Annotated in this window: 23 protein-coding genes; 14 read left to right on the top strand and 9 right to left on the bottom strand. The window is 55.4% G+C overall.

The window, feature by feature from the left end:
* Positions 1 to 68: 68 nt before the first annotated feature.
* Complete coding sequence (anmK, locus tag APT89_RS15895; protein WP_028012907.1) at positions 69 to 1,193, bottom strand: anhydro-N-acetylmuramic acid kinase; 1,125 nt, start codon at positions 1,191 to 1,193, stop codon at positions 69 to 71.
* Positions 1,194 to 1,448: 255 nt separating this feature from the next.
* On the opposite strand from anmK, the gene slyB reads away from it, so the two are divergent.
* Together slyB and APT89_RS15885 are read left to right on the top strand one after the other, a co-directional pair.
* Positions 1,449 to 1,916: an outer membrane lipoprotein SlyB gene (gene slyB, locus APT89_RS15890; protein ID WP_028012906.1), complete on the top strand. Its 468-nt coding sequence runs from the start codon at positions 1,449 to 1,451 to the stop codon at positions 1,914 to 1,916.
* 196 nt (positions 1,917 to 2,112) lie between these two features.
* The gene (locus tag APT89_RS15885; RefSeq protein WP_060572919.1) at positions 2,113 to 3,474 is read left to right on the top strand and encodes a sensor domain-containing diguanylate cyclase; all 1,362 of its coding nucleotides are present in this window, start codon (positions 2,113 to 2,115) and stop codon (positions 3,472 to 3,474) included.
* A 37-nt stretch (positions 3,475 to 3,511) separates the two neighbouring features.
* Here the strand turns inward: APT89_RS15885 and slyA are convergent, their stop codons facing one another.
* Entirely contained in the window at positions 3,512 to 3,952 is a 441-nt protein-coding gene (gene slyA / locus APT89_RS15880; protein WP_028012904.1) for a transcriptional regulator SlyA, read from the bottom strand.
* 186 nt (positions 3,953 to 4,138) lie between these two features.
* Between slyA and APT89_RS15875 the strand changes: the two genes are divergently transcribed.
* From APT89_RS15875 to APT89_RS15865, 3 genes are read left to right on the top strand one after another with little or no spacing between them, the layout of a single operon-like run.
* Positions 4,139 to 4,375, top strand: a complete 237-nt coding sequence (locus APT89_RS15875) for a DUF1656 domain-containing protein (RefSeq protein WP_041910333.1) — start codon at positions 4,139 to 4,141, stop codon at positions 4,373 to 4,375.
* A gap of 2 nt (positions 4,376 to 4,377) precedes the next feature.
* On the top strand, positions 4,378 to 5,238 hold the full coding sequence (locus tag APT89_RS15870; protein WP_060572916.1) for an efflux RND transporter periplasmic adaptor subunit: 861 nt from the start codon (positions 4,378 to 4,380) through the stop codon (positions 5,236 to 5,238).
* Positions 5,238 to 7,271: an FUSC family protein gene (locus tag APT89_RS15865; RefSeq protein WP_060572915.1), complete on the top strand. Its 2,034-nt coding sequence runs from the start codon at positions 5,238 to 5,240 to the stop codon at positions 7,269 to 7,271. The genes APT89_RS15870 and APT89_RS15865 overlap by 1 nt, the downstream gene beginning before the upstream one ends.
* Here the strand turns inward: APT89_RS15865 and sodC are convergent.
* The 3 genes from sodC to APT89_RS15850 form a co-directional block, all read right to left on the bottom strand.
* Positions 7,250 to 7,768, bottom strand: coding sequence for a superoxide dismutase [Cu-Zn] SodC (sodC, locus tag APT89_RS15860; RefSeq protein ID WP_045630184.1), 519 nt, complete (start codon positions 7,766 to 7,768; stop codon positions 7,250 to 7,252). The two genes, APT89_RS15865 and sodC, sit on opposite strands and share 22 nt — an antisense overlap.
* A gap of 80 nt (positions 7,769 to 7,848) precedes the next feature.
* Positions 7,849 to 8,745, bottom strand: coding sequence for an aldo/keto reductase (locus tag APT89_RS15855; protein ID WP_028012899.1), 897 nt, complete (start codon positions 8,743 to 8,745; stop codon positions 7,849 to 7,851).
* A gap of 48 nt (positions 8,746 to 8,793) precedes the next feature.
* Positions 8,794 to 9,033, bottom strand: coding sequence for a DUF1289 domain-containing protein (locus APT89_RS15850; RefSeq protein WP_028012898.1), 240 nt, complete (start codon positions 9,031 to 9,033; stop codon positions 8,794 to 8,796).
* 149 nt (positions 9,034 to 9,182) lie between these two features.
* On the opposite strand from APT89_RS15850, the gene eptA reads away from it, so the two are divergent.
* From eptA to rnt, 5 genes are all read left to right on the top strand, one after another.
* On the top strand, positions 9,183 to 10,808 hold the full coding sequence (gene eptA, locus APT89_RS15845) for a phosphoethanolamine transferase EptA (RefSeq protein WP_048960364.1): 1,626 nt from the start codon (positions 9,183 to 9,185) through the stop codon (positions 10,806 to 10,808).
* A gap of 41 nt (positions 10,809 to 10,849) precedes the next feature.
* On the top strand, positions 10,850 to 11,449 hold the full coding sequence (locus APT89_RS15840) for a TetR/AcrR family transcriptional regulator (RefSeq protein WP_059355233.1): 600 nt from the start codon (positions 10,850 to 10,852) through the stop codon (positions 11,447 to 11,449).
* Between the two features lie 53 nt (positions 11,450 to 11,502).
* Complete coding sequence (nemA, locus tag APT89_RS15835; protein WP_060572914.1) at positions 11,503 to 12,600, top strand: alkene reductase; 1,098 nt, start codon at positions 11,503 to 11,505, stop codon at positions 12,598 to 12,600.
* Between the two features lie 100 nt (positions 12,601 to 12,700).
* A complete protein-coding gene (gene gloA, locus APT89_RS15830) occupies positions 12,701 to 13,108 on the top strand; it encodes a lactoylglutathione lyase (RefSeq protein WP_013096923.1) in 408 nt (135 codons plus the stop codon).
* Between the two features lie 95 nt (positions 13,109 to 13,203).
* A complete protein-coding gene (gene rnt, locus APT89_RS15825) occupies positions 13,204 to 13,854 on the top strand; it encodes a ribonuclease T (RefSeq protein WP_028012894.1) in 651 nt (216 codons plus the stop codon).
* Between the two features lie 43 nt (positions 13,855 to 13,897).
* Here rnt and grxD read toward each other — a convergent pair whose 3' ends face one another.
* On the bottom strand, positions 13,898 to 14,245 hold the full coding sequence (gene grxD, locus APT89_RS15820) for a monothiol glutaredoxin 4 (protein ID WP_003832760.1): 348 nt from the start codon (positions 14,243 to 14,245) through the stop codon (positions 13,898 to 13,900).
* Positions 14,246 to 14,583: 338 nt separating this feature from the next.
* Here grxD and APT89_RS15815 point away from each other — a divergent pair, with 338 nt between their 5' ends.
* Both APT89_RS15815 and sodB read left to right on the top strand, forming a co-directional pair.
* A complete protein-coding gene (locus tag APT89_RS15815) occupies positions 14,584 to 15,357 on the top strand; it encodes a C40 family peptidase (protein WP_028012893.1) in 774 nt (257 codons plus the stop codon).
* A gap of 122 nt (positions 15,358 to 15,479) precedes the next feature.
* The gene (sodB, locus tag APT89_RS15810) at positions 15,480 to 16,061 is read left to right on the top strand and encodes a superoxide dismutase [Fe] (protein ID WP_028012892.1); all 582 of its coding nucleotides are present in this window, start codon (positions 15,480 to 15,482) and stop codon (positions 16,059 to 16,061) included.
* Between the two features lie 37 nt (positions 16,062 to 16,098).
* Here sodB and APT89_RS15805 read toward each other — a convergent pair whose 3' ends face one another.
* Positions 16,099 to 17,265: an MFS transporter gene (locus APT89_RS15805; RefSeq protein ID WP_028012891.1), complete on the bottom strand. Its 1,167-nt coding sequence runs from the start codon at positions 17,263 to 17,265 to the stop codon at positions 16,099 to 16,101.
* A gap of 163 nt (positions 17,266 to 17,428) precedes the next feature.
* Positions 17,429 to 17,518, bottom strand: a complete 90-nt coding sequence (cydH, locus tag APT89_RS24185; RefSeq protein ID WP_020688313.1) for a cytochrome bd-I oxidase subunit CydH — start codon at positions 17,516 to 17,518, stop codon at positions 17,429 to 17,431.
* Positions 17,519 to 17,815: 297 nt separating this feature from the next.
* On the opposite strand from cydH, the gene purR reads away from it, so the two are divergent.
* Positions 17,816 to 18,841 (top strand): HTH-type transcriptional repressor PurR, encoded by a 1,026-nt coding sequence (gene purR / locus APT89_RS15795; protein ID WP_008500597.1) that lies wholly within the window; start codon positions 17,816 to 17,818, stop codon positions 18,839 to 18,841.
* 17 nt (positions 18,842 to 18,858) lie between these two features.
* Here purR and punR read toward each other — a convergent pair whose 3' ends face one another.
* The gene (punR, locus tag APT89_RS15790; RefSeq protein ID WP_028012890.1) at positions 18,859 to 19,770 is read right to left on the bottom strand and encodes a DNA-binding transcriptional activator PunR; all 912 of its coding nucleotides are present in this window, start codon (positions 19,768 to 19,770) and stop codon (positions 18,859 to 18,861) included.
* A 114-nt stretch (positions 19,771 to 19,884) separates the two neighbouring features.
* Here punR and punC point away from each other — a divergent pair, with 114 nt between their 5' ends.
* Positions 19,885 to 21,075, top strand: coding sequence for a purine nucleoside transporter PunC (punC, locus tag APT89_RS15785; RefSeq protein ID WP_060572913.1), 1,191 nt, complete (start codon positions 19,885 to 19,887; stop codon positions 21,073 to 21,075).
* Positions 21,076 to 21,364 lie beyond the last annotated feature (289 nt).

Genomic DNA, 21,364 nt, shown 5'->3' with positions numbered 1-21,364 from the left:
TCCTGGAGGGCATGGCTGCCCCCCTGTTTTATTCCATTCTAACGACGAGGCGCCGCGCTGAATTTCAGTTAACTCTGATTATGACGAGGATTTGCAGGGAAAATCGCCCCGAGGACGCTGGCCTCGCGCGCGCCGGTTACCGACGGCAAATTCCCTGGCAGCCCTGCGATAGTGCGCCAGGCAAGCCAGGCGAAAGCCAGCGCTTCCATATCATCCCCGCTGATGCCGGCCTCGTCCGTCGTCGTCACCTCGGTGCCCGGCAGCAGCCCGGCAAGACGCGCCATCACCAGCGGGTTTCGGCTTCCCCCGCCGCACACCAGCAGGCGTTCGCAGCCGCCGCTGAGCAGCACTTGCTCAGAGATCGACACGGCCGTTAATTCGGCAAGCGTCGCCTGGACATCCTGCGGGGCGAGTGCCGGGAACAGTGCAAGCTGGCGCTCGAGCCAGCCAAAGTTGAAGTATTCTCGTCCCGTGCTTTTCGGCGCCGGTAAGGCAAAATAAGGGTCGCTGAGCATGGACTGCAGCAGCGGGAGAACCACTTTACCCTCGCTCGCCCACTCGGCGTTTTTATCATACGGTTGACCGCACTGCCGCCAGATCCAGGCATCCATTAACATATTTCCCGGGCCGGTATCGTAGCCGCGAACGGGCTGCCCTGGAATAAGCATCGAGAGGTTAGCAATCCCGCCTATGTTGAGCACCATGCGGCGTTCTGTAGGGTGCGCCAGCAAAGCCTGATGGAAGGCAGGCACCAGCGGCGCGCCCTGTCCGCCAAGCGCAATATCACGACGACGGAAATCGCCGACCACCGTGACGCCCGTTTTTGCCACAATCTGGTTGTTATCGCCGATTTGCAACGTATGCGGCGCGTCGCCAGTGGGCTCATGCCAGACGGTTTGTCCGTGACACCCGATGGCGACCACATCCTGAGGACGAAGGTGTTCTTTTTGCATTAACGCCTGCACCGCATCCGCAAACAGCGCCCCCAGCCGAACATCAAGTTGACCAAGCTGGGAGAGGGTTAACTGCTGCCCCTGACAGATGCTCAGAATGTCCTCTTTCAGCGAAAGGGGGATTGGCCAGGTCAGGCTCGCCTGCTGTGCCACCATATGTTCGTCAATGGCGGCCAGAACGACATCTACCCCATCCAGACTGGTGCCCGACATCACACCAATGTAGCGACCCGATTTCATGCGCTTTCCTTACGTTGCGTGGGCTAAGGATATCCACTCAACCATAAACAGCGCTCCTTTGCCATCCGACGATAATATTTTTTAACAATCTCTTGCCGGTATGACGAGTGGCTCCTGTTTATGTCTCGTTAAGTCAAATTCAAGTACAATTTTCTTATTGTTAGTGCAAAGATATGAACTATGGCTCTTTATGCCATATAATTTAGCCATAACGGATGCCTCCAGATGGGCGTTTTTGGTGAACAGGAGATTCAAATGATTGTACGTGTACTGGGCGTTTCGCTGATTGGTTTAACCCTGGCCGGCTGTGTGAACGACAGCTCGCTGTCTGGCGACGTTTACAGCGCTTCTGAAGCAAAACAGGTTCAGAGCGTGACTTACGGTACCGTTGTTAACGCCCGTCCTGTACAAATTCAGGGTGGTGATGAAAACAACGTGATGGGCGCAATCGGCGGTGCTGTACTGGGTGGTTTCCTGGGTAATACCGTTGGCGGCGGCACGGGCCGTTCTCTGGCAACCGCAGCGGGCGCTGTTGCGGGTGGTGTCGCGGGTCAGGGCGTTCAAGGCGCGATGAACAAAACCCAGGGCGTAGAGCTGGAAATTCGTAAAGACGACGGCAGCACCATTATGGTTGTTCAGAAGCAGGGCAACACCCGCTTCTCTGCGGGTCAACGCGTCGTGCTGGCGAGCAACGGCAGCCAGGTTACCGTTTCTCCGCGTTAATTAAAAATGGATGTGGTCATCAGGCCACATCCATTTACAATATATATCACCCTCACAAATATATTTATAAAATACATTCACCCCACACATTATTAAACGCACCATATATTGTTTCTGCGCAAAGTATTTAGCGTGCTAATTGATTAAACTCTTCGCAATCATCTCTTCATAATTATTTTAATTTGTAAAATTTTATATGCTTGCGAATAGTCGTTCTGTAAAAGGTCGTTATATCTCGTTCTGTTTCGGTTGCTTTGTTGTCATCGAAATATTACAGGTTTTATTTTCAAAACTGGTTGACTGGGTACCATCCTTTTCGCCTCTTTTGTTCCCCACACTCACCATTTTTTTACTCGTGTTTCACCTGTTTATTGCCTGCTTTATGGCAATGAAATACTGGTGTGATAAGCGGCGGCTCTATCTGATTGCCATCTCATTTGCCTTTGCCGGTTCGGCCTTGCTGATGGTCGGAACATTGACCAGCTTTCCGGCGTGGCTGGATCTCTATCAATTCAACGTTGTGAACTACAACGATGCGATGATCTACTATATGTTCCGCCACCTCTTAATGGCGGTGCTGATGATGGTTTCGGCATTACTTTATCCCACGCGCAATCTGTCCCTTTCACGGTTGGCGCATATTATCATCGTTAGCGGTTCATTTCTTTTTACCGCATGTATGGTGATTCTGGCCTGGATGTATTCCAGCCATTCCCCGTTTTTATCCCTCGATTTGGTTGATAATGAAACGCGGCAATTTATGGTTCTCTGGAGCCACAGCATTAATATTTCATTAATCGTTCTCTGGGTCGTGACACTAGCCACGCTGATGCTTATTACGCGCGTGCGTAATATGTTCTGGGTAGGGGGTAATTTTCTGTGTGTCTGCTATGTCGTCACGCTCTCTATGCTGTTGGTAGGCGGACATGCAGAAGATATATCCTGGTATCGCGCCCGATTATTTGAAACCGTCGCGACGCTGATTATTATTTTTGTGCTGCTCTATGATGTCTTCAGGTTGTATCGTGACTCCCATTTGAAGTATCAGCAGTCGTATCAAAATTCGATTCGCGATCCGCTCACGCGCCTTTATAACCGCAGCTATTTTTATGAATCGTTAAACCAGGCGCTGGGCATCGCCAAACCCAGCCGCCCGGTTTCGGTTATCGTCAGCGATCTCGATCGTTTCAAGCGTATCAACGACAACTACGGTCACCTGCAGGGAGATAAAGTCCTGCAGTTTGTCGCCAATCTGCTGATGGACTCCGTACGTCCGCAGGATATTGCAGCGCGAATCGGCGGCGAAGAGTTTGTCCTGATGCTTGCAAACACCTCCGCAGAAGACGCATATCTGGTGGCGGAGCGCATTCGGTTGAAGCTAAGCGGTTTTGATAAAATTAGCAGCGAGGGTCAGTTACCAGAGCCGATTACCATCAGCATGGGGGTTTTTACGGCAACCTCTTCGTCGGTAAGCGCAGAAGCGTGCGTGGAAAGTGCCGATAAGGCGATGTATGAAGCGAAAGAGACGGGCCGTAACCGCGTTGTTGTCTTTAAGTAAAAACAAGGCCTTGCAGATGCAAGGCCGTGTTGTCTGGTCAGTCGCGAGACTGTAGCTCGTGGATGTTTTGCTCAAGGCGCGCAATGAGGCTGATGAGCATTTCCAGCTCCGTCGGTGAAACCCCTGAAAGGATTTCACCGCGCGTTTTGGTGATCACCGCTTCCATTTCAGTGATGATAGGCGCCGCTTTCTCCGTCAGCTTAATGCGCTTGGCGCGACGATCGCTGGCGCAGGTTTGCCGGGAGATCAGTCCCTTCTCTTCCAGTTGGTCAAGCGTGCGCACCAGCGACGGTTGCTCAATGCCTATCGCTTTAGCCAGTTGAATTTGCGACTGGTCGGGCGGCAGCTGATGAATGTTGTGCAACGTGACCCAATGCGTCTGCGTCAGTTCCAGAGGTTTCAGGCGATGGTCAATCAGAGCACGCCAGACGCGTACCAACCTTGCCAGATCAGAACCTAATGGCGATTCCAATTTCATCTCCTTATAATTAGCTTGCTAAGTTATTATACTGATTTTAGAATAGTGTGCAGCATTTGTATTGGCAAAACAAATGCAATACTGCATTCATCGGACTCAAAAGTATGACTTACACTGAATTATGATGCTTCTTCATACTCAGACAAGCCAACGCGGCATTCTGTTCACTGCAAAGGATTTCTGCCTGTGATCTTTTTTCATCGCTCAGAAGGTTTACCCCTTCAGGACCTGATCTTCGGTGCGTCAGTCTACTTTCCTCCCCTGTTTAAAGCCGTGCTGGTGGGCTTTGTTCTCTGGCTCATCGCGCATCGCCTGCTTCGCGACTGGATGTACTCCGGCGAAATCTGGCATCCCATGTTGATGGATCTCTCCCTGTTCGCCCTCTGTGTCAGTCTGGGCCTTGCTGTTTTGACCGTGTGGTGAATATGCCTCTGAAAACGCTGAAGTACTTTTCCACCCTGTTTGTCCTTTTCCTCGCGCTGATCGCCGGCTGGTGGCTCTGGAATTTTTATATGCAGTCCCCCTGGACGCGTGACGGCAAAGTTCGCGCCGAGCAGGTCAGCATCACCCCCCAGGTGTCGGGAAGCATTACCACGCTCAAGGTGAAGGATAACCAGTATGTTAAAAAGGGAGAGGAACTGTTTCGTATCGACGATACCCCCTACCATATTGCCGTTCTGAATGCCCAGGCGCAGCTGGCAAAAGCCCAGTCAGACCTGGCGAAGGCCAATAACGAAGCCAATCGCCGCCGTCATTTATCGCAAAACTACATCTCAGCGGAAGATTTGGATACCGCCAACCTTAACGTCAAGGCCATGCAGGCAAGCGTCAACGTAGCCCAGGCGACGCTTAAGCAGGCACAGTGGGAATTAACCCAAACCGTGATTACCGCACCTGTAGATGGATGGGTGACTAACCTTTCTGCCCGAGTGGGTAACTACGCCACCGCCGGTCAGCCGGTTTTTGCTCTTGTCGACAGCCACTCGTTCTACGTCGTGGGCTATTTCGAAGAGACCAAGCTTCGGCATATACATGAAGGCGCACCCGCCGCCATAACGCTGTATAGTGGCACGCAAAAGTTACAGGGTCACGTTTCCAGCATTGGCCGCGCCATTTACGATCAAAGCGTTGAAACGGATTCCGGGCTGGTGCCGGACATCAAGCCGAACGTACCGTGGGTGCGCCTTGCTCAACGCGTGCCTGTGCGCGTGGAGTTTGACCGTTTACCCGAGGACATCACTCTGGTTTCCGGCACCACCTGCACTGTCTCTATCGGAACCCGTTAATGAAGCTGCAGGCGCTCTCCTGGCAAAACACGCCGTGGATGAAAGCGACGCGCCCCCAGTGGCGCTACGCGCTGCGTAACGGCATTGCCATGTGCCTGGCGCTGACAGTCGCCTATTACCTGAACCTGGACGAACCCTACTGGGCGATGACCTCCGCGGCGGTGGTGAGTTTCCCGACCGTTGGCGGAGTGATCAGCAAAAGCCTTGGCCGTATCGCAGGCAGCCTGCTGGGTGCCACCGCGGCGTTAATTATCGCGGGCCACACGCTGAACGATCCGTGGCTGTTCCTGCTGAGCATGGCGGCATGGCTGGGTTGCTGTACCTGGGCCTGCGCCCATTTCACCAATAACGTGGCCTATGCTTTCCAGCTGGCGGGCTATACCGCCGCCATTATCGCCTTCCCGGTCGTCAACGTGCTCGACACCACCGAGCTATGGGATATCGCACAGGCGCGCGTCTGCGAAGTCATTGTCGGGATCCTCTGCGGCGGATTTATGATGATGATCCTGCCCAGCACCTCTGACGGCACTGCGCTTATCACTGCGCTGAAAACCATGCATACCCGGCTGCTGGAACATGCGAGCCTGCTGTGGCAACCGGATACCAGCGATGACATCCGCCTCGCGCATGAAAGGGTTATCGGGCAGATCCTGACCATGAATCTGTTGCGAATTCAGGCGTTCTGGAGCCATTACCGTTTTCGCCGTCAGAACACGCTGCTTAACTATTTATTGCACCAGCAGTTGCGCATGACCAGCGCTATCTCCAGCCTGCGCCGAATGCTGCTCAACTGGCCGACACCGCCAGAAAACACCCGCGCGGTAATCGAAACCCTGCTCGCGGCGCTCGCGCGACCGGATGCGGACATCTATACCGTCGCGAAGATCATCGCCCCGCTCGCCCCGGTGGATGAGTTTGATTATCGCCATCGCGCCTTCTGGCAGCGGCTGAATTACTTTTGTCGGCTATACCTGCGCAGCAGCCGCTGGATTAAGGCGGTAGAGAATGCTACCCCGGTCACGGAGTTCGCCGTTCCCGGCAGCCCGGCTCTCGCACGTCACACCGATTATCTGGAAGCGCTGTGGAGCGGTTTTCGCACCTTCAGCGCACTGATGCTGGTGGGGGCGTGGAGCATTACCACGCAGTGGGAGTCAGGCTCGGCGGCGTTAACGCTTGCCGCTATCAGCTGCGTACTTTACTCCGTCGCGGCCTCGCCGTTTAACTCGCTTACGCTGCTGCTGCGAACGCTTGTTTTGCTATCACTGTTCAGTTTTGTGGTGAAGTTTGGCCTGATGGTACAGATAAGCGATCTCTGGCAGTTTCTGCTGTTCCTGTTTCCGCTGTTAACTACGATGCAGCTCCTTAAGCTGCAAATGCCGAAACTGGCGGGTCTGTGGGGGCAGCTGATTGTCTTTATGGGCTCGTTTATCTCCGTGACGAATCCGCCGGTTTATGATTACGCCGCTTTTCTGAATGACAACCTGGCAAAGATTCTTGGCGTCGGGCTGGCGTGGCTGGCCTTCGCGGTGTTGCGTCCCGGCTCTGACGCACGCAAAAGCCGTCGACATATCCGTGAATTGCGCAGAGGGTTTGTCGACCAGCTCAGCCGCAAGCCGCATCTGCAAGAAAGCGAGTATGAATCGCTGGTTTATCACCACGTCAGCCAGTTAAATAACAGCCAGGACGCGCTGTCCCGACGCTGGCTGCTGCGCTGGGGGGTGGTGCTGTTGAACTGCTCGCACGTGGTCTGGCAGCTTCGCGCATGGGAAACGCGCTCCGATCCGCTGTCGCAGGTACGTGATGTGTGTATCTCTCTGCTACGCGATGTGATGAGCGAGCGCGGCGTTCAGCAGCGGCCTCTGGAGGCCACGCTGGCTGAACTGCAGCGGATCTGCGACACCCTTGCCCGGCATCATCTTCCCGCAGCGCGCGATTTGGCCTCGATAATCTGGCGCCTGCACTGCTCGCTGTCGCAGCTGGAACAGGCGCCCCCGCCGGGAACGATTGGGGATCAGATTACGCCGCAGGCATAGCGCGCCCCGCCGCCGCCAAGCGGTTTAGGCTGATCGGACATGTTATCGCCGCCCACATGGATCATCAGCGCTTTGCCTTTAACCTCATCCAGCTTTTTCAGCCGCGGGGCCACGACCGGATCCGTGGCTTTACCGTCATTGTTCACCACCAGCACCGGCAAGTCGCCCAGGTGTCCCATACCATCAGGCCCTTCATGTTTGCCTGAATTCTGCGGGTCGAGGTGGCCCCCTGCTGCTTCCGCTGCCGACGGTTTACCCTCTTTCATGGCTGGCTGACAGCTCCCTTTGGCATGAACATGGAAGCCGTGTTCGCCCGGCGGGAGTGCTTTAAGATCGGGTGCGAATTCCAGCCCTTTATCGGTCTCGGTGATTTTCACCGTCCCGATGGACTGCCCCACACCCTGTGAGGTGACGAGATTCATTTCTACTTCGTCGCTGGCTGCCTGCGCCCCTGCGCAAACAACCAGCGTGACCAATGCCAGAGTAAAACGCTTCATATGACCTCCGCTGGTTATTTTTTGCCCCTTAAGTGTATACCAGGGGCACAGATTTCACCGGAAAGTCACCTTCTTGCGGTTTAAGGCACGTCGTAACCCAGCGCGGCCTTGCGGATGCGGAACCACTGCTGGCGGGTCATCTGCAGCTCTTCGGCGGCCAGCGCGGAACGGACGCGTTCAATTTTCCCGGAGCCAATAATCGGCAGCGGTTTTGACGGCAGACGCAGGATCCAGGCGTAAACCACCTGCTCTATGCTCTGGGCGTTCAGCTCGCGGGCGATGGTTTCCAGCTCATTGCGCAGCGGCTGGAACGCATCATCATTAAACAGGCGTCCACCGCCGAGGCACGACCAGGCCATCGGGCGAATGCGCAGTTGCTGCAGCTGGTCGAGCGTACCATCCAGCAGCAGCGGCTGATGCACCGGGGAGATCTCAACCTGGTTAGTGGCGAGCGTAAACGGCAGACGAGACTGAAGCAGCGCAAACTGGGCCGGGGTAAAGTTGGAGACGCCGAAGTGACGCACCTTCCCACTCTGATGCAGACTCAGGAAGGCTTCCGCCACCTCGTCGGCATCCATGAGCGGGTCCGGACGGTGAATCAGTAGCAGGTCGATACGATCGGTTGCCAGATTGACCAGCGACTGCTCGGCGCTCTTGATGATATGGGCGCTGTCGGTGATGTAGTGGCCGAGGGCATGCTCCGGTTTGGCCGTGGTGGCAATACCGCATTTGGTAACGATCTCCATGCGCTCCCGGAGTGCCGGAACCAGCTTGAGCGCCTCGCCAAAGGCGGCTTCACACTGATAGCCACCGTAAATATCCGCATGATCGACGGTTGTTACGCCTAAATCGATATGCTCTTCAATAAAGCTTGCCAGCTGGAGGGGGGACATATTCCAGTCCATCAGGCGCCAGTAGCCCATCACAAAACGGGAGAATTCTGGCCCCTGGGGGGCAAGGGTAATACGCTGAACCATAACATTTTCCTCAAGGACGTGATGTCTTGAGTATACGCAATTACCGCATTAAAACAGTGAAGGTTGCTGAGGTTCTTCGGTCTCAGAGGCTTTGTTTGCGCGGATTTTGCGCAGAAGTCGCTGTCTGCAGAGGCGCAGCACATCCTGCTTTTGCGTGTCGCTGAAGTTTTGCCAGTTAAAACGCTCGTCACGGGTACGCATGCACCCGCGGCAATAACCGCGTTCATCTGACTGACAAATCCCCCGGCACGGGCTCTGGATGGGGAAAAACTCCAGTTGCTCTGCCACACTCACCTCCGGTTTACCTCTCTCACCTACAGTGAAGACGCTAAAAGCGCCGCGTGCAAGGGCTTTACCACAGTTTTGTGGCATTAAGGTTTCACTAATCTTCCCTCTCTATACTCGCCACATCATGACAATGACAGGTTTTACGATCGATGTGGTTAAGTAAAAAGTTACAATGTAACGACATAAAATTTACTCTGGGCTGTGCACTCTTTTTTACTCTGCTTAACGGGCTGTTTATCCAGCGCAGCTGGGCCATTATTGCCCCTGCGCATCTGCACGATATTCTCTTCGCCGCATCCGTGCCGGTGGTGCTGTTTTGTGGCTGGGTCATTGTATTTAGCCTGCTCAATATCCCGTATATCCGTAAGCCGCTGATGATCGTCTTAACTGTCGGGTGCGCTGCGGCAACTTACTTTATGTTTACCTACGGTGCGGTCATCGATCAGAACATGATTGTGAACGTGTTCGAAACTAACTCCCAGGAAGCCACCGCGCTGGTGACCCCGCAGATGATTCTGTGGATTGTCATAGCCGGTCTTGTTCCATCCCTGGTGCTGGCGCTGACCCGCATTCGTACCGGCAAATGGTGGTACGCCCTGCTGACGCGTGTTGCCGCGATGCTCGGTGCCCTGCTGGTGATTATTCTTATCGCCGCGGTGTTTTATAAAGATTACGCGTCGCTGTTCCGCAATAACAAAAGCATCGTCAAAATGGTCACTCCGGCGAACTACGTCAGCGCCGTGGTGAAATACAGCAAGATGCGCTGGTTTGCCGGCGATCAAACGCTGGTGCGGATTGGCGAAGATGCGCACAAAGGCGCGCTGATTACGGGTCAGCAGAAGAAAACCGTTCTGGTGCTGGTCATCGGCGAAGCGTCGCGCGCGGCGAACTACTCCCTCAATGGCTACGGGCGTGAAACCAACCCCGAGCTGAAAAAGCAGGATGTGATTAACTTCCCGCAGGCCTCATCGTGCGGCACTGAAACCGCCGTATCCGTTCCGTGCATGTTCTCCGGTATGACGCGCAGCAAATACGATGCTGACCTGGCGCACCATCAGGAAGGGCTGCTCGACGTGCTCAACCATGCGGGTATCAACCTCCTGTGGCGCGACAACGACGGTGGCTGTAAAGGTGCCTGCGATCGTATTCCCCATACCGACATGACGCAGTGGAAGCTGGATCAGTTCTGCAAAGACCAGTCCTGTATTGATGACGTGAATTTCTACCGCCTGGACAACGTGCTGGACGGTCTGAAGCAGGACACGGTGCTGGTTATCCACCTGATGGGCAGCCACGGCCCGGCGTACTATCGCCGTTACCCGGATAATTTCCGTAAATTCACCCCCACCTGTGACACCAACGAAATTCAGGATTGCGACCATCAGGCGCTGATGAACACCTATGACAATACCATCCTGTATACCGACAGCATGGTCAGCAAAACCATTGATGCGCTGAAAGCCCGTCAGGCGAACATGAACACCGCGCTGATTTACCTCTCGGATCACGGGGAATCGCTCGGTGAAAGCGGTATTTATCTGCACGGCACGCCGTACATGCTGGCGCCGGAGCAGCAGACGCACATTCCATTTATGTTCTGGCTGTCCCCGGACTATGCGAAAAACTTTGGCATCAACGCGCAGTGTTTACGCGACCACGCAGCAAAAAATGCGGTTTCGCAGGACAATTTATTCTCGACGGTGCTGGGCATGATGGACGTTAAATCAAGCGTTTATCAGCAACAGTTGGACATTCTGAATGCGTGTCGCCGGTAACAGCGCTTGCATTAGACCGAACGGTCTATTAGAGTGAATCCATGAGCAGAAATACTGAACACGACACGCGCGAACATCTCCTGGCGACCGGCGAGCGGCTGTGCATGCACCGCGGCTTCACCGGTATGGGGTTGAGCGAGCTATTAAAAACCGCTGAGGTACCGAAAGGGTCGTTTTATCACTACTTTCGGTCCAAAGAGGCCTTTGGCGTGGCGATGCTGGAGCGGCACTATGCTGCTTACCACCAGCGCCTCGCGACCCACTTCGCCACGGGGGAAGGTAACTATCGGGATCGTGTTCTGAACTACTACCAGGAAACGCTGAACCAGTTCTGTCAGCAGGGCATTATCAGCGGATGCCTGACGGTTAAACTCTCTGCCGAAGTGTGCGATCTCTCAGAAGATATGCGCACTGCAATGGATAAAGGCGCCAGCGGCGTTATCGCCCTGCTGGCGCAGGCGCTGGCGAAGGGGCGCGAAGAAAATACGCTCGCCTTCCCCGGGGATCCCTTAACGCAGGCTCAGGTGCTCTACTCCCTCTGGTTAGGCGCCAACCTGCAGGCTAAAATTTCTCGCAGTGCCGTGCCGCTCGAAAGCGCGCTGGCACATGTGAAAAGTACGATTACTGCGCCTGGCGCTTAGCAGGCGTTTTTATTTTCGTTATCACTAGTCGACTGGTCTACTCAGGAGTCGTTATGTCAGCTGAAAAATTATTTACCCCCTTAAAAGTGGGTGCCGTCACCGCGCCAAACCGCGTGTTTATGGCTCCGCTTACCCGTCTGCGCAGCATTGAGCCGGGTGATATCCCAACCCCACTGATGGGTGAATACTATCGTCAGCGCGCCAGCTCTGGCCTGATCATCACTGAAGCCACGCAGATTTCTGCTCAGGCCAAGGGATATGCGGGTGCGCCGGGGCTGCACAGCCCGGAGCAGATCGCCGCATGGCAGAAAATCACCGCGGGCGTTCACGCTGAAGACGGTCGCATTGCGGTCCAGCTGTGGCATACCGGTCGTATCTCCCACAGCAGCATTCAGCCTGGCGGTCAGGCGCCGGTTTCAGCGTCTGCCCTGAACGCGAACACCCGCACCTCCCTGCGCGATGAAAACGGCAACGCGATCCGCGTCGACACCTCTACGCCACGCGCGCTGGAGCTGGATGAGATCCCGGGTATCGTGAACGATTTCCGTCAGGCCGTGGCCAACGCCCGCGAAGCCGGTTTTGACCTGGTTGAGCTGCACTCCGCGCACGGTTACCTGCTGCACCAGTTCCTGTCACCGTCGTCTAACCATCGTACCGACCAGTACGGCGGCAGCGTCGAAAACCGCGCCCGCCTGGTGCTGGAAGTGGTTGACGCCGTTTGTCAGGAGTGGAGCCCGGACCGTATCGGTATCCGCGTCTCCCCAATCGGTACGTTCCAGAACGTCGACAACGGTCCGAATGAAGAAGCGGACGCGCTGTATCTGATTGAAGAGCTGGCGAAACGCGGCATTGCCTATCTGCACTTGTCCGAGCCGGACTGGGCCGGCGGTAAGCCTTATACGGAAGCCTTCCGTCAGAAAGTGCGCGAACGCTTCCACGGGGTGATCATCGGTGCGGGTGCTTATACCCCTGAGAAAGCTGAAGACCTGATTAATAAAGGGCTGATCGACGCCGTGGCGTTTGGCCGCGACTATATTGCCAACCCGGATCTGGTTGCTCGACTGCAGCAGAAAGCGGCCCTGAACCCGCAGCGTCCTGAGAGCTTCTACGGCGGCGGCGCGGAAGGCTACACCGACTACCCTTCACTGTAATCTCGCCATTGTTCATTGATAGCGGCGACACTTCGCCGCTATACTAAAACATCGTTTCTGTTCAAAAAAATAGTCTATTCCATTGGTTAATGAGGAAATTATGCGCCTACTTCACACCATGCTGCGCGTTGGCGATCTGCAACGTTCTATCGATTTCTACACTAACGTCCTGGGCATGAAGCTGCTGCGCACCAGCGAAAACCCGGAATACAAATACTCGCTGGCGTTCGTGGGTTACGGCCCGGAAACGGATGAAGCGGTCATTGAACTGACCTACAACTGGGGCGTGGACAGCTATGAGCTGGGCACCGCCTACGGCCATATCGCGCTGGAAGTGGACAACGCGGCCGAGGCGTGTGAACGCATTCGCAGCAACGGCGGTAACGTCACGCGCGAAGCCGGCCCGGTAAAAGGCGGCACCACCGTGATTGCGTTTGTTGAAGATCCGGACGGTTATAAAATCGAGCTGATTGAAGCCAAAGACGCGGGTCGCGGTCTGGGCAACTGATCCCTCAGGGCGCAACATGCGCCCGTAGTTTTACTGCATCACCCTGCAAAATTTGCCATAATGCGCACTGCTTTTTCCCCTTGTAAGAGACCCTGATGTCCGATAACGCTCAATTTAGCGGTCTGTGCGACCGTTTTCGTGGTTTTTATCCCGTTGTCATTGATGTAGAAACAGCCGGATTTAACGCTAAAACCGATGCGCTGCTCGAAATTGCCGCCATCACGCTGAAGATGGATGAACAGGGCTGGCTTACACCGGACACCACGCTGCATTTCCACATTGAACCTTTCGAAGGGGCAAACTTACAGCCGGAGGCGCTGGCGTTTAACGGTATCGATCCGCATAACCCGCTGCGTGGTGCAGTCAGTGAATATGATGCGCTGCACGCCATATTTAAAATGGTGCGTAAAGGCATGAAAGAGAGCAACTGCAGCCGCGCTATCATGGTAGCCCATAACGCCACCTTCGATCACAGCTTTACCATGGCCGCAGCCGAACGCGCATCGCTCAAACGCAACCCTTTCCACCCGTTCGTGACCTTCGACACCGCCGCGCTAAGCGGCCTGGCGCTGGGACAAACGGTTTTATCCAAAGCCTGCATTACGGCGGGTATACCGTTTGACGGTACCCAGGCGCACTCCGCCTTATACGATACGGAGCGCACCGCAGAGCTGTTCTGTGAGATCGTCAACCGCTGGAAGCGTCTGGGCGGCTGGCCGCTGCCGATGGGCGACAGTGAAGAATAAAAAAAGCGACCTCTTCAGGTCGCTTTTTTATTAACGCAGAAAATTATTCAGCGTCCGGCTCTTCCGTTTTGTACTTCGCCGCCGTCTCTTTGATCAGCTGCTGCAGTTCGCCGCGCTGATACATCTCAATCAGGATATCGCAGCCGCCCACCAGTTCGCCGTCTACCCACAGCTGCGGGAAGGTCGGCCAGTTAGCGTATTTTGGCAGCTCAGCGCGGATGTCCGGGTTCTGCAGGATATCAACGTAAGCAAAACGCTCACCACAGGCTGACAGCGCCTGAACCGCTTGCGCGGAGAAGCCGCAGCTTGGCAGCTTCGGAGAACCTTTCATATACAGCAGAATCGGGTTTTCAGCGATCTGGCGCTGGATTTTTTCAATAGTGGTGCTCATGTCTTGCTTCCTTTAACTTCTGTTACGGCAGTAGTCTGACATTGTAGCGGGTCAGGCTGGCATCGGAAAATAACATTTTCGTCACGTTTATATATTTTACCCCGACTCCACAAAAGTTGCATTGCAAATGGTGTTTACCCCTTCGCCCGTCAGGGTTTTGCTTAGGGAGTGAACAATTGTGCGTCAGAACGATGAATTTTTTTGCACTTGCTAACGAAACACGTTTTTAGATTGAAAAATGCTATTAACTTCTCGGGTTTTTATGGATTAGAATCGACGGGCTTTGTAAATCACACGCGGGTATTATTGATGACCTGCATATATCAGGGGACTGCCCAGTGGCGCGGATAACTAAAATCTCGATCACGCTCTGTGCTTTACTGTTTACATCACTCACGTTAACGCCAGCGGCAAACGCCTCTCAGCAGGCGCGGCAATCTGCTGTACAAAAAAGCCATCTGGTGAAAGCCACAGAACGTAAGAAAAAAACCAGCAGCAAGAACGACAAGAAAAAAACCACCGCTCAGACTAAACAAACCGCTTCCAGCAAGACGAAAACAAAATCTTCCCGCACTACCCGCACCGCCAAAAATAAAGCTTCGCAGACCGCCGCTAACCTCGTTACAGAAAAATGCATTACCCGTAAAGGCCATAAAGCAAAATGCACGAAGGTAACAAAGCTGGCGGATGTGCATAAAGTGCGTGTGCAAAAAGCGCAAAAAACCGCGATGAATAAACTGATGGGGCAGATTGGCAAGCCTTATCGTTGGGGCGGCAGTTCGCCGCGTACCGGTTTCGACTGCAGCGGCCTCGTCTATTACGCCTACAAAGATCTGGTTAAATTCCGTATTCCACGTACCGCCAATGAGATGTATCACCTGCGCGATGCGTCACCGGTTAACCGGGGTGAGCTGGAAAACGGCGACCTGGTCTTCTTCCGCACGCAGGGTCGCGGTACGGCTGACCACGTGGGCGTCTACGTCGGCAACGGGAAATTCATCCAGTCTCCGCGCAGCGGTCAGGACATTCAGATCACCTCGCTCAGCGAAGATTACTGGGTACGTCATTACGTCGGCGCGCGTCGCGTCATGACGCCAAAAACCATTCGTTAATCCCTGCCCTGCCGCATCTGCGGCAGGGTAAGTTCCTCTTTTGCATACCCTTTCAATTTGCTATCCTGTCCTTGTTGTCTGTAGGGTTATTGGCAACACAAAATACAATAAGGAGAGAAGCAATGTCGTTCGAATTACCTGCACTACCGTATGCAAAAGACGCCCTGGCACCGCACATTTCTGCGGAAACCCTGGAATACCACTACGGCAAGCATCATCAGACGTACGTCACTAACCTGAACAACCTCATCAAGGGCACCGATTTTGAAGGCAAAACGCTGGAAGAGATCGTTCGCAGCTCAGAGGGTGGCGTTTTTAACAACGCGGCTCAGGTGTGGAACCACACTTTCTACTGGCACTGCCTGGCGCCGAATGCCGGTGGCGAACCTGCCGGTGAACTGGCAGCCGCCATCAACGCCGCCTTTGGCAGCTTTGCTGAGTTTAAAGCGAAGTTTACCGATGCCGCCATCAAGAACTTCGGTTCTGGCTGGACGTGGCTGGTAAAAGAGGCGGATGGCAAACTGGCTATCGTGTCCACGTCTAACGCGGGCACCCCGCTGACCACCAGCGCTACGCCGCTGATGACCGTGGACGTGTGGGAACATGCTTACTACATTGATTACCGCAACGCGCGCCCAAACTACCTGGAGCACTTCTGGGCTCTGGTTAACTGGGACTTTGTCGCGAAGAACTTCGCCGCGTAAGAGACACGCAGAAGGGGAAACCCTTCTGCGTTTTTGCTTATTCAGCCGTGCAAACCGCTTCAGGCTGTTTACGGCCGGACATCATCACCAGCAGCAGGCCGAGCGCGGCAATAATCGCCCCCATCACCGGCACAAAACTGTACCCCAGACCGCCTGAAATCACGGCGCCTCCGGCGGCGGCGCCCAGCGCATTGCCGAGGTTGAATGCCCCGATATTCACGGAAGACGAGAGACCCGGCGCCTCATGGGCAACACGCATCACGCGCATCTGCAGCGGCGGCACCACGGCAAAGGTGGCAGCGCCCCAGACAACCATCGCAATCGCCGCACCGAATTCATTCTGCGCAAGCCACGGGATCGCGACCATAATGACAATCAGCAGGGTTAAAAAGCCCTTCAGCGTGCCGCTCACGGAACGGTCAGCAAATTTCCCGCCGAGATAGTTGCCAATCGAGAAGCCCACGCCAATCAGCACCAGCATCGCGGTAACAAAGAGTGGCGTTGCGTGGGTAATGTCGTGTAAGACCGGCGAAATGTAGGTGTAGAGGGTAAACATCGCTCCTGCCCCCAGCACGGTGGTCAGCAGCGCGGAAAGTACCTGCGGGCGCATCAGCACCGACAGCTCTCTGCGTACATCAGGGCGTTCACCCGCACTGCCTTTTGGCAGCGAGAAGAACAACGCCACCATCGCGACCACGCCCAGTCCGGCCGTCGCCAGGAAGGACATCCGCCAGCCAATGACCTCGCCCAGCCAGGTTGCCGCAGGAACACCGCCGATGTTAGCGATGGTCAGCCCCATAAACATGGTCGCCACGGCGCTGGCCTGCTTGTGTTTTGGCACCACGCTTGCGGCCACGACCGAGCCCAGACCAAAGAAGGCACCGTGGTTGAGGCTGGTCAGAATGCGCGACAGCATCAGAGTGGTGTAATCCGGCGAAATGGCCGAAAGCACGTTGCCCAGGGTGAAAATCGCCATCAGGAAAATCAGCGCATTGCGGCGCGCACGGTGCGAAAGCAGAAGCGTCATCAGCGGCGCTCCCACCATCACGCCGATGGCGTAGGCGCTGATTAACATCCCGGCGGCCGGGATCGAGACGTCCACGCCACGGGCGATAACGGGCAGTAACCCCATCGGGGAGAATTCAGTGGTGCCAATCCCAAAAGCGCCAATCGCCAGGGCCAGCAGGGGAAAATTGATTTTCATGCGTCAACTCCGGATGCCGTGTCATGTGGTGACACAGAACAAAGAAGCGGAAAGCATGACATCAATCACAAAAAATGAGAAGTTAACAAAATGGCAAAAGATTTTTGCCAGAGAAGTAACAATCGGAGCGTTCGGGAGGGAGAAGACTCTCCCCCCGCGTAAATCAATGCAGCGCAGCCGTCAGGCCAGCCGCCACAATCAGCGCCAGCACAATAACGGTGGTGAACAGCGAAAACTTCAGATCGGAACTCATCAATTTTTCTCCTTTTAATCCCCCCACGAAAAGTGAGCTTGCTCATTTTTGCACAGTTTACGTCAAAAATCTTCCTGGATTTAAGCTGATAAACACTTTACCTCTTCCCCTTTTCATCAAGATAGGCCAAAATTCCACGCTAAATTTATTAGCGTACCGGCCATTGACCCCCTCCTGACGTCCCGTGTCGTTTTCCCGGCGTGCCGCAATTCAAAATTGCGTGATAAGGGTGAGAGAAGGCAAACGTTTACCTTCAAGTTTTTCAGGAGTTTAGGATATGGTCTGGAGTGACATTTAATGGCAACAATTAAAGACGTAGCAAAACGCGCAAACGTTTCCACTACAACCGTATCACATGTAATTAACAAAACCCGTTTTGTGGCGGAAGAGACGCGCAACGCCGTCTGGGCAGCGATCAAAGAGCTGCACTACTCGCCGAGCGCGGTTGCGCGCAGCCTCAAGGTTAATCACACCAAGTCAATTGGTCTGCTGGCGACCAGCAGCGAAGCGGCCTATTTTGCCGAGATCATTGAAGCGGTAGAAAAAAACTGCTTCCAGAAAGGCTATACCCTGATTCTCGGCAACGCCTGGAACAGCATTGAAAAACAGCGCGCCTACCTGTCGATGATGGCGCAAAAGCGCGTGGACGGCCTGCTGGTGATGTGTTCAGAGTACCCGGAATCCGTGCTGTCGATGCTGGAAGAGTATCGCCATATCCCTATGGTGGTGATGGACTGGGGCGAAGCGCGCGCCGACTTCACCGACTCCGTTATCGATAACGCCTTTGAAGGCGGTTACATGGCGGGCCGTTATCTGATCGAACGCGGCCACCGCGAGATTGGCGTGATCCCGGGTCCGCTGGAACGCAACACCGGCGCGGGCCGCCTGGCCGGTTTTATGAAAGCGATGGAAGAAGCGCTAATCACCGTGCCGGAAAACTGGATCGTGCAGGGCGACTTTGAGCCGGAATCAGGCTACCGCGCGATGCAGCAGATCGTATCCCAGCCTCACCGTCCAACCGCCGTCTTCTGCGGGGGCGATATCATGGCGATGGGCGCCCTCTGTGCGGCCGACGAGCTGGGTCTGCGCGTACCGCAGGACATCTCCGTGATCGGGTATGACAACGTGCGCAACGCGCGCTTCTTCACGCCAGCGTTAACCACCATTCACCAGCCGAAAGATTCACTGGGTGAAACCGCCTTCAATATGCTGCTGGACAGGATCGTCAACAAGCGTGAAGAGTCGCAGTCCATTGAAGTTCACCCTCGCCTCATCGAACGCCGTTCCGTTGCGGATGGCCCGTTCCGCGACTACCGTCGTTAATCTCATTGCGGAGCCAGTCAGTCTGGCTCCCGCAGCCACTCCCGGTTAAGCGTTTCGCTGTCCCCCAGATAGTCCAGCAGCCAGGCCATCGCCGGCGAGACATCATTTTGTTGCCAGGTGAGGCAGCAGGCCGCATCCGGGAACGGATTCTCCAGCGTTAGCTCAACCCACTCACCGGTGTCGATTCGCGGACGTGCAAAATGGGCGGGCACCATGCCTACGCAGAGCCCGGCACTGAGGCACGTCGCCGACGATCCCCAGTCAGGGGCGACAACCCGCCGCTGGTTGTCCAGCAGCCAGGTAATTCGCTTCGGCAGCGAGCGGGAGGTATCTTCCAGCACCAGCGACGGCCAACTGCGCAGCGTATCGTCGCTCAGCGGCCCTTCCGTCGCCGCCAGGGGATGATCGCTTGCCACCACGCATTTCCAGCTCAGCATCCCCATATCGCGAAAGGCGTAACGTCCCCCGACCGGGATCGCCTGGGTTGCGCCAATCGCCATCTCTACCCTGCCGTCCGCCAGCGCATCCCAGACGCCGTTGAACACCTCCTGCGAGACCCGCAGTTCTACGTCAGAGAAATGCCGATAAAAATCGACAATCATCTGCCGGGTGCGCTCGGGCTTAACGATGTTATCCACCGCAATGGAAAGGTGGCCCCGCCAGCCGTTCGCGATCTGCTGGCACTGCTCGCGGGTGATCTGCATTTTTTTGATAACAGAACGCCCTTCCTTTAAAAACCACGCCCCTGCGGGCGTTAATTCCACATCACGATGCCGCCGTTCAAACAGCGGTACCGCCAGCCACTCCTCAAGCTGTCGCACCGTATAGCTGATGGCCGAAGGGACGCGGTGCAACTCCTGCGCCGCTCCGCTAAAGCTGCCGTTACGCGCGACAGCATCGACCACTTCAAGAGAATAATCTGACCACATTTTCTGCCTGCAAAAAATTTGAATGCACCCGCCAAATATTAGCGTTTCACAAGCCGCTTTGCACTCCCTACACTCTGCGCCAAAGTACACCTGCCTCCTCAGGAGAATAAAAGAATGCAACCCAGGAAAGGATTTTTAGTCTGGCTCGGCGGCTTAAGCGTGCTGGGCTTTTTGGCCACCGATATGTACCTGCCGGCGTTTGCCGCCATGCAGGAAGATTTGCAAACCCCTGCTGCCGCCATCAGCGCCAGCCTGAGCCTGTTCCTGGCCGGTTTTGCCTTCGCGCAGCTGCTCTGGGGACCGCTTTCGGATCGCTTTGGGCGTAAACCGGTGCTGCTGCTGGGGCTGGCCATTTTTGCCGTGGGCTGCCTGGGGATGCTATGGGTGCGCGATGCCACCTGGCTGCTGGTGCTGCGGTTTGTTCAGGCGGTCGGCGTCTGTGCCGCGGCCGTGACCTGGCAGGCGCTGGTCACCGACTACTATCCGGCGAACCGCACTAACCGTATTTTCGCCACCATCATGCCGCTGGTAGGGCTCTCACCGGCCCTCGCCCCGCTGCTAGGAAGCTGGATCCTCGCGCACTTTGACTGGCAGGCCATCTTTGCCACGCTGTTTGCCATCACGCTGGTGCTGATGCTGCCGGCGTTCACCCTCAAGCCCGCGCATAAGAAAGAGGCGCACGCAGACGCGAAGCCGATTACCTTCATCTCCCTGCTGAGCGCGAAAGCGTATCGCGGCAACGTTCTGATCTATGCCGCCTGCTCGGCGAGCTTCTTCGCGTGGCTGACCGGTTCGCCGTTTATTCTGCACGATATGGGCTATAGCCCAGCGGCCATTGGCCTGAGCTACGTTCCGCAGACCATCGCGTTCCTGGTGGGCGGGTACGGCTGCCGCGCGGCGCTGCAAAAATGGGAAGGCCAGCAGATGCTGCCGTGGCTGCTGGTGCTCTATGCGCTGAGCGTCATCGGCACCTGGGCCGTTGGCTTTATTCCGGGCGCGGGTCTGGCCGAAATATTGATTCCATTCTGCGTGATGGCCATCGCGAACGGAGCGATCTACCCTATCGTTGTGGCGCAGGCGCTGCGTCCGTTCCCGCAGGCGACAGGCCGCGCGGCTGCGCTGCAGAATACCCTGCAGCTGGGGCTGTGCTTCCTGGCAAGCCTGGTGGTCTCCGCGCTGATTGCCACGCCGCTGCTGACGACGACCAGCGTGATGCTGGCTACCGTTGCGCTGGCCGTTATAGGCTATCGCATGCAGGCTTCCGCGCAGGATGAGAGCACGCAGGTAGAAACCTCGCATGCCTAATCGCGCCAGAAACTATGTTAATTTTCAGTGATTAGGTTGCTAAGAATTTTCTATTGAATCACCAAATTTTGAGGCCTATACTAAATTTGGTTCGATTAAATACGATAAATATTATGTGTTAACGGGAGCCGGAGTGCTCCCGTTTTACCATGGAAGGCATTTCGGCAAGGGTTATCTCCCTTCCTCTGTTCTACGTCGGATACTAGCCTCGCGGTATTTACCGTGAGATTTCTCACAAACCAAAAAAGCGTCTACGCTGTTTTAAGGTTCTGATCACAGTAGGGTGATG

Source organism: Enterobacter sp. 50588862 (genome assembly GCF_001462935.1).
Lineage (GTDB): Bacteria > Pseudomonadota > Gammaproteobacteria > Enterobacterales > Enterobacteriaceae > Enterobacter > Enterobacter bugandensis.
The sequence above is the reverse complement of the archived record's forward strand: the minus strand, read 5'-3'. Positions and strand labels throughout refer to the sequence as shown.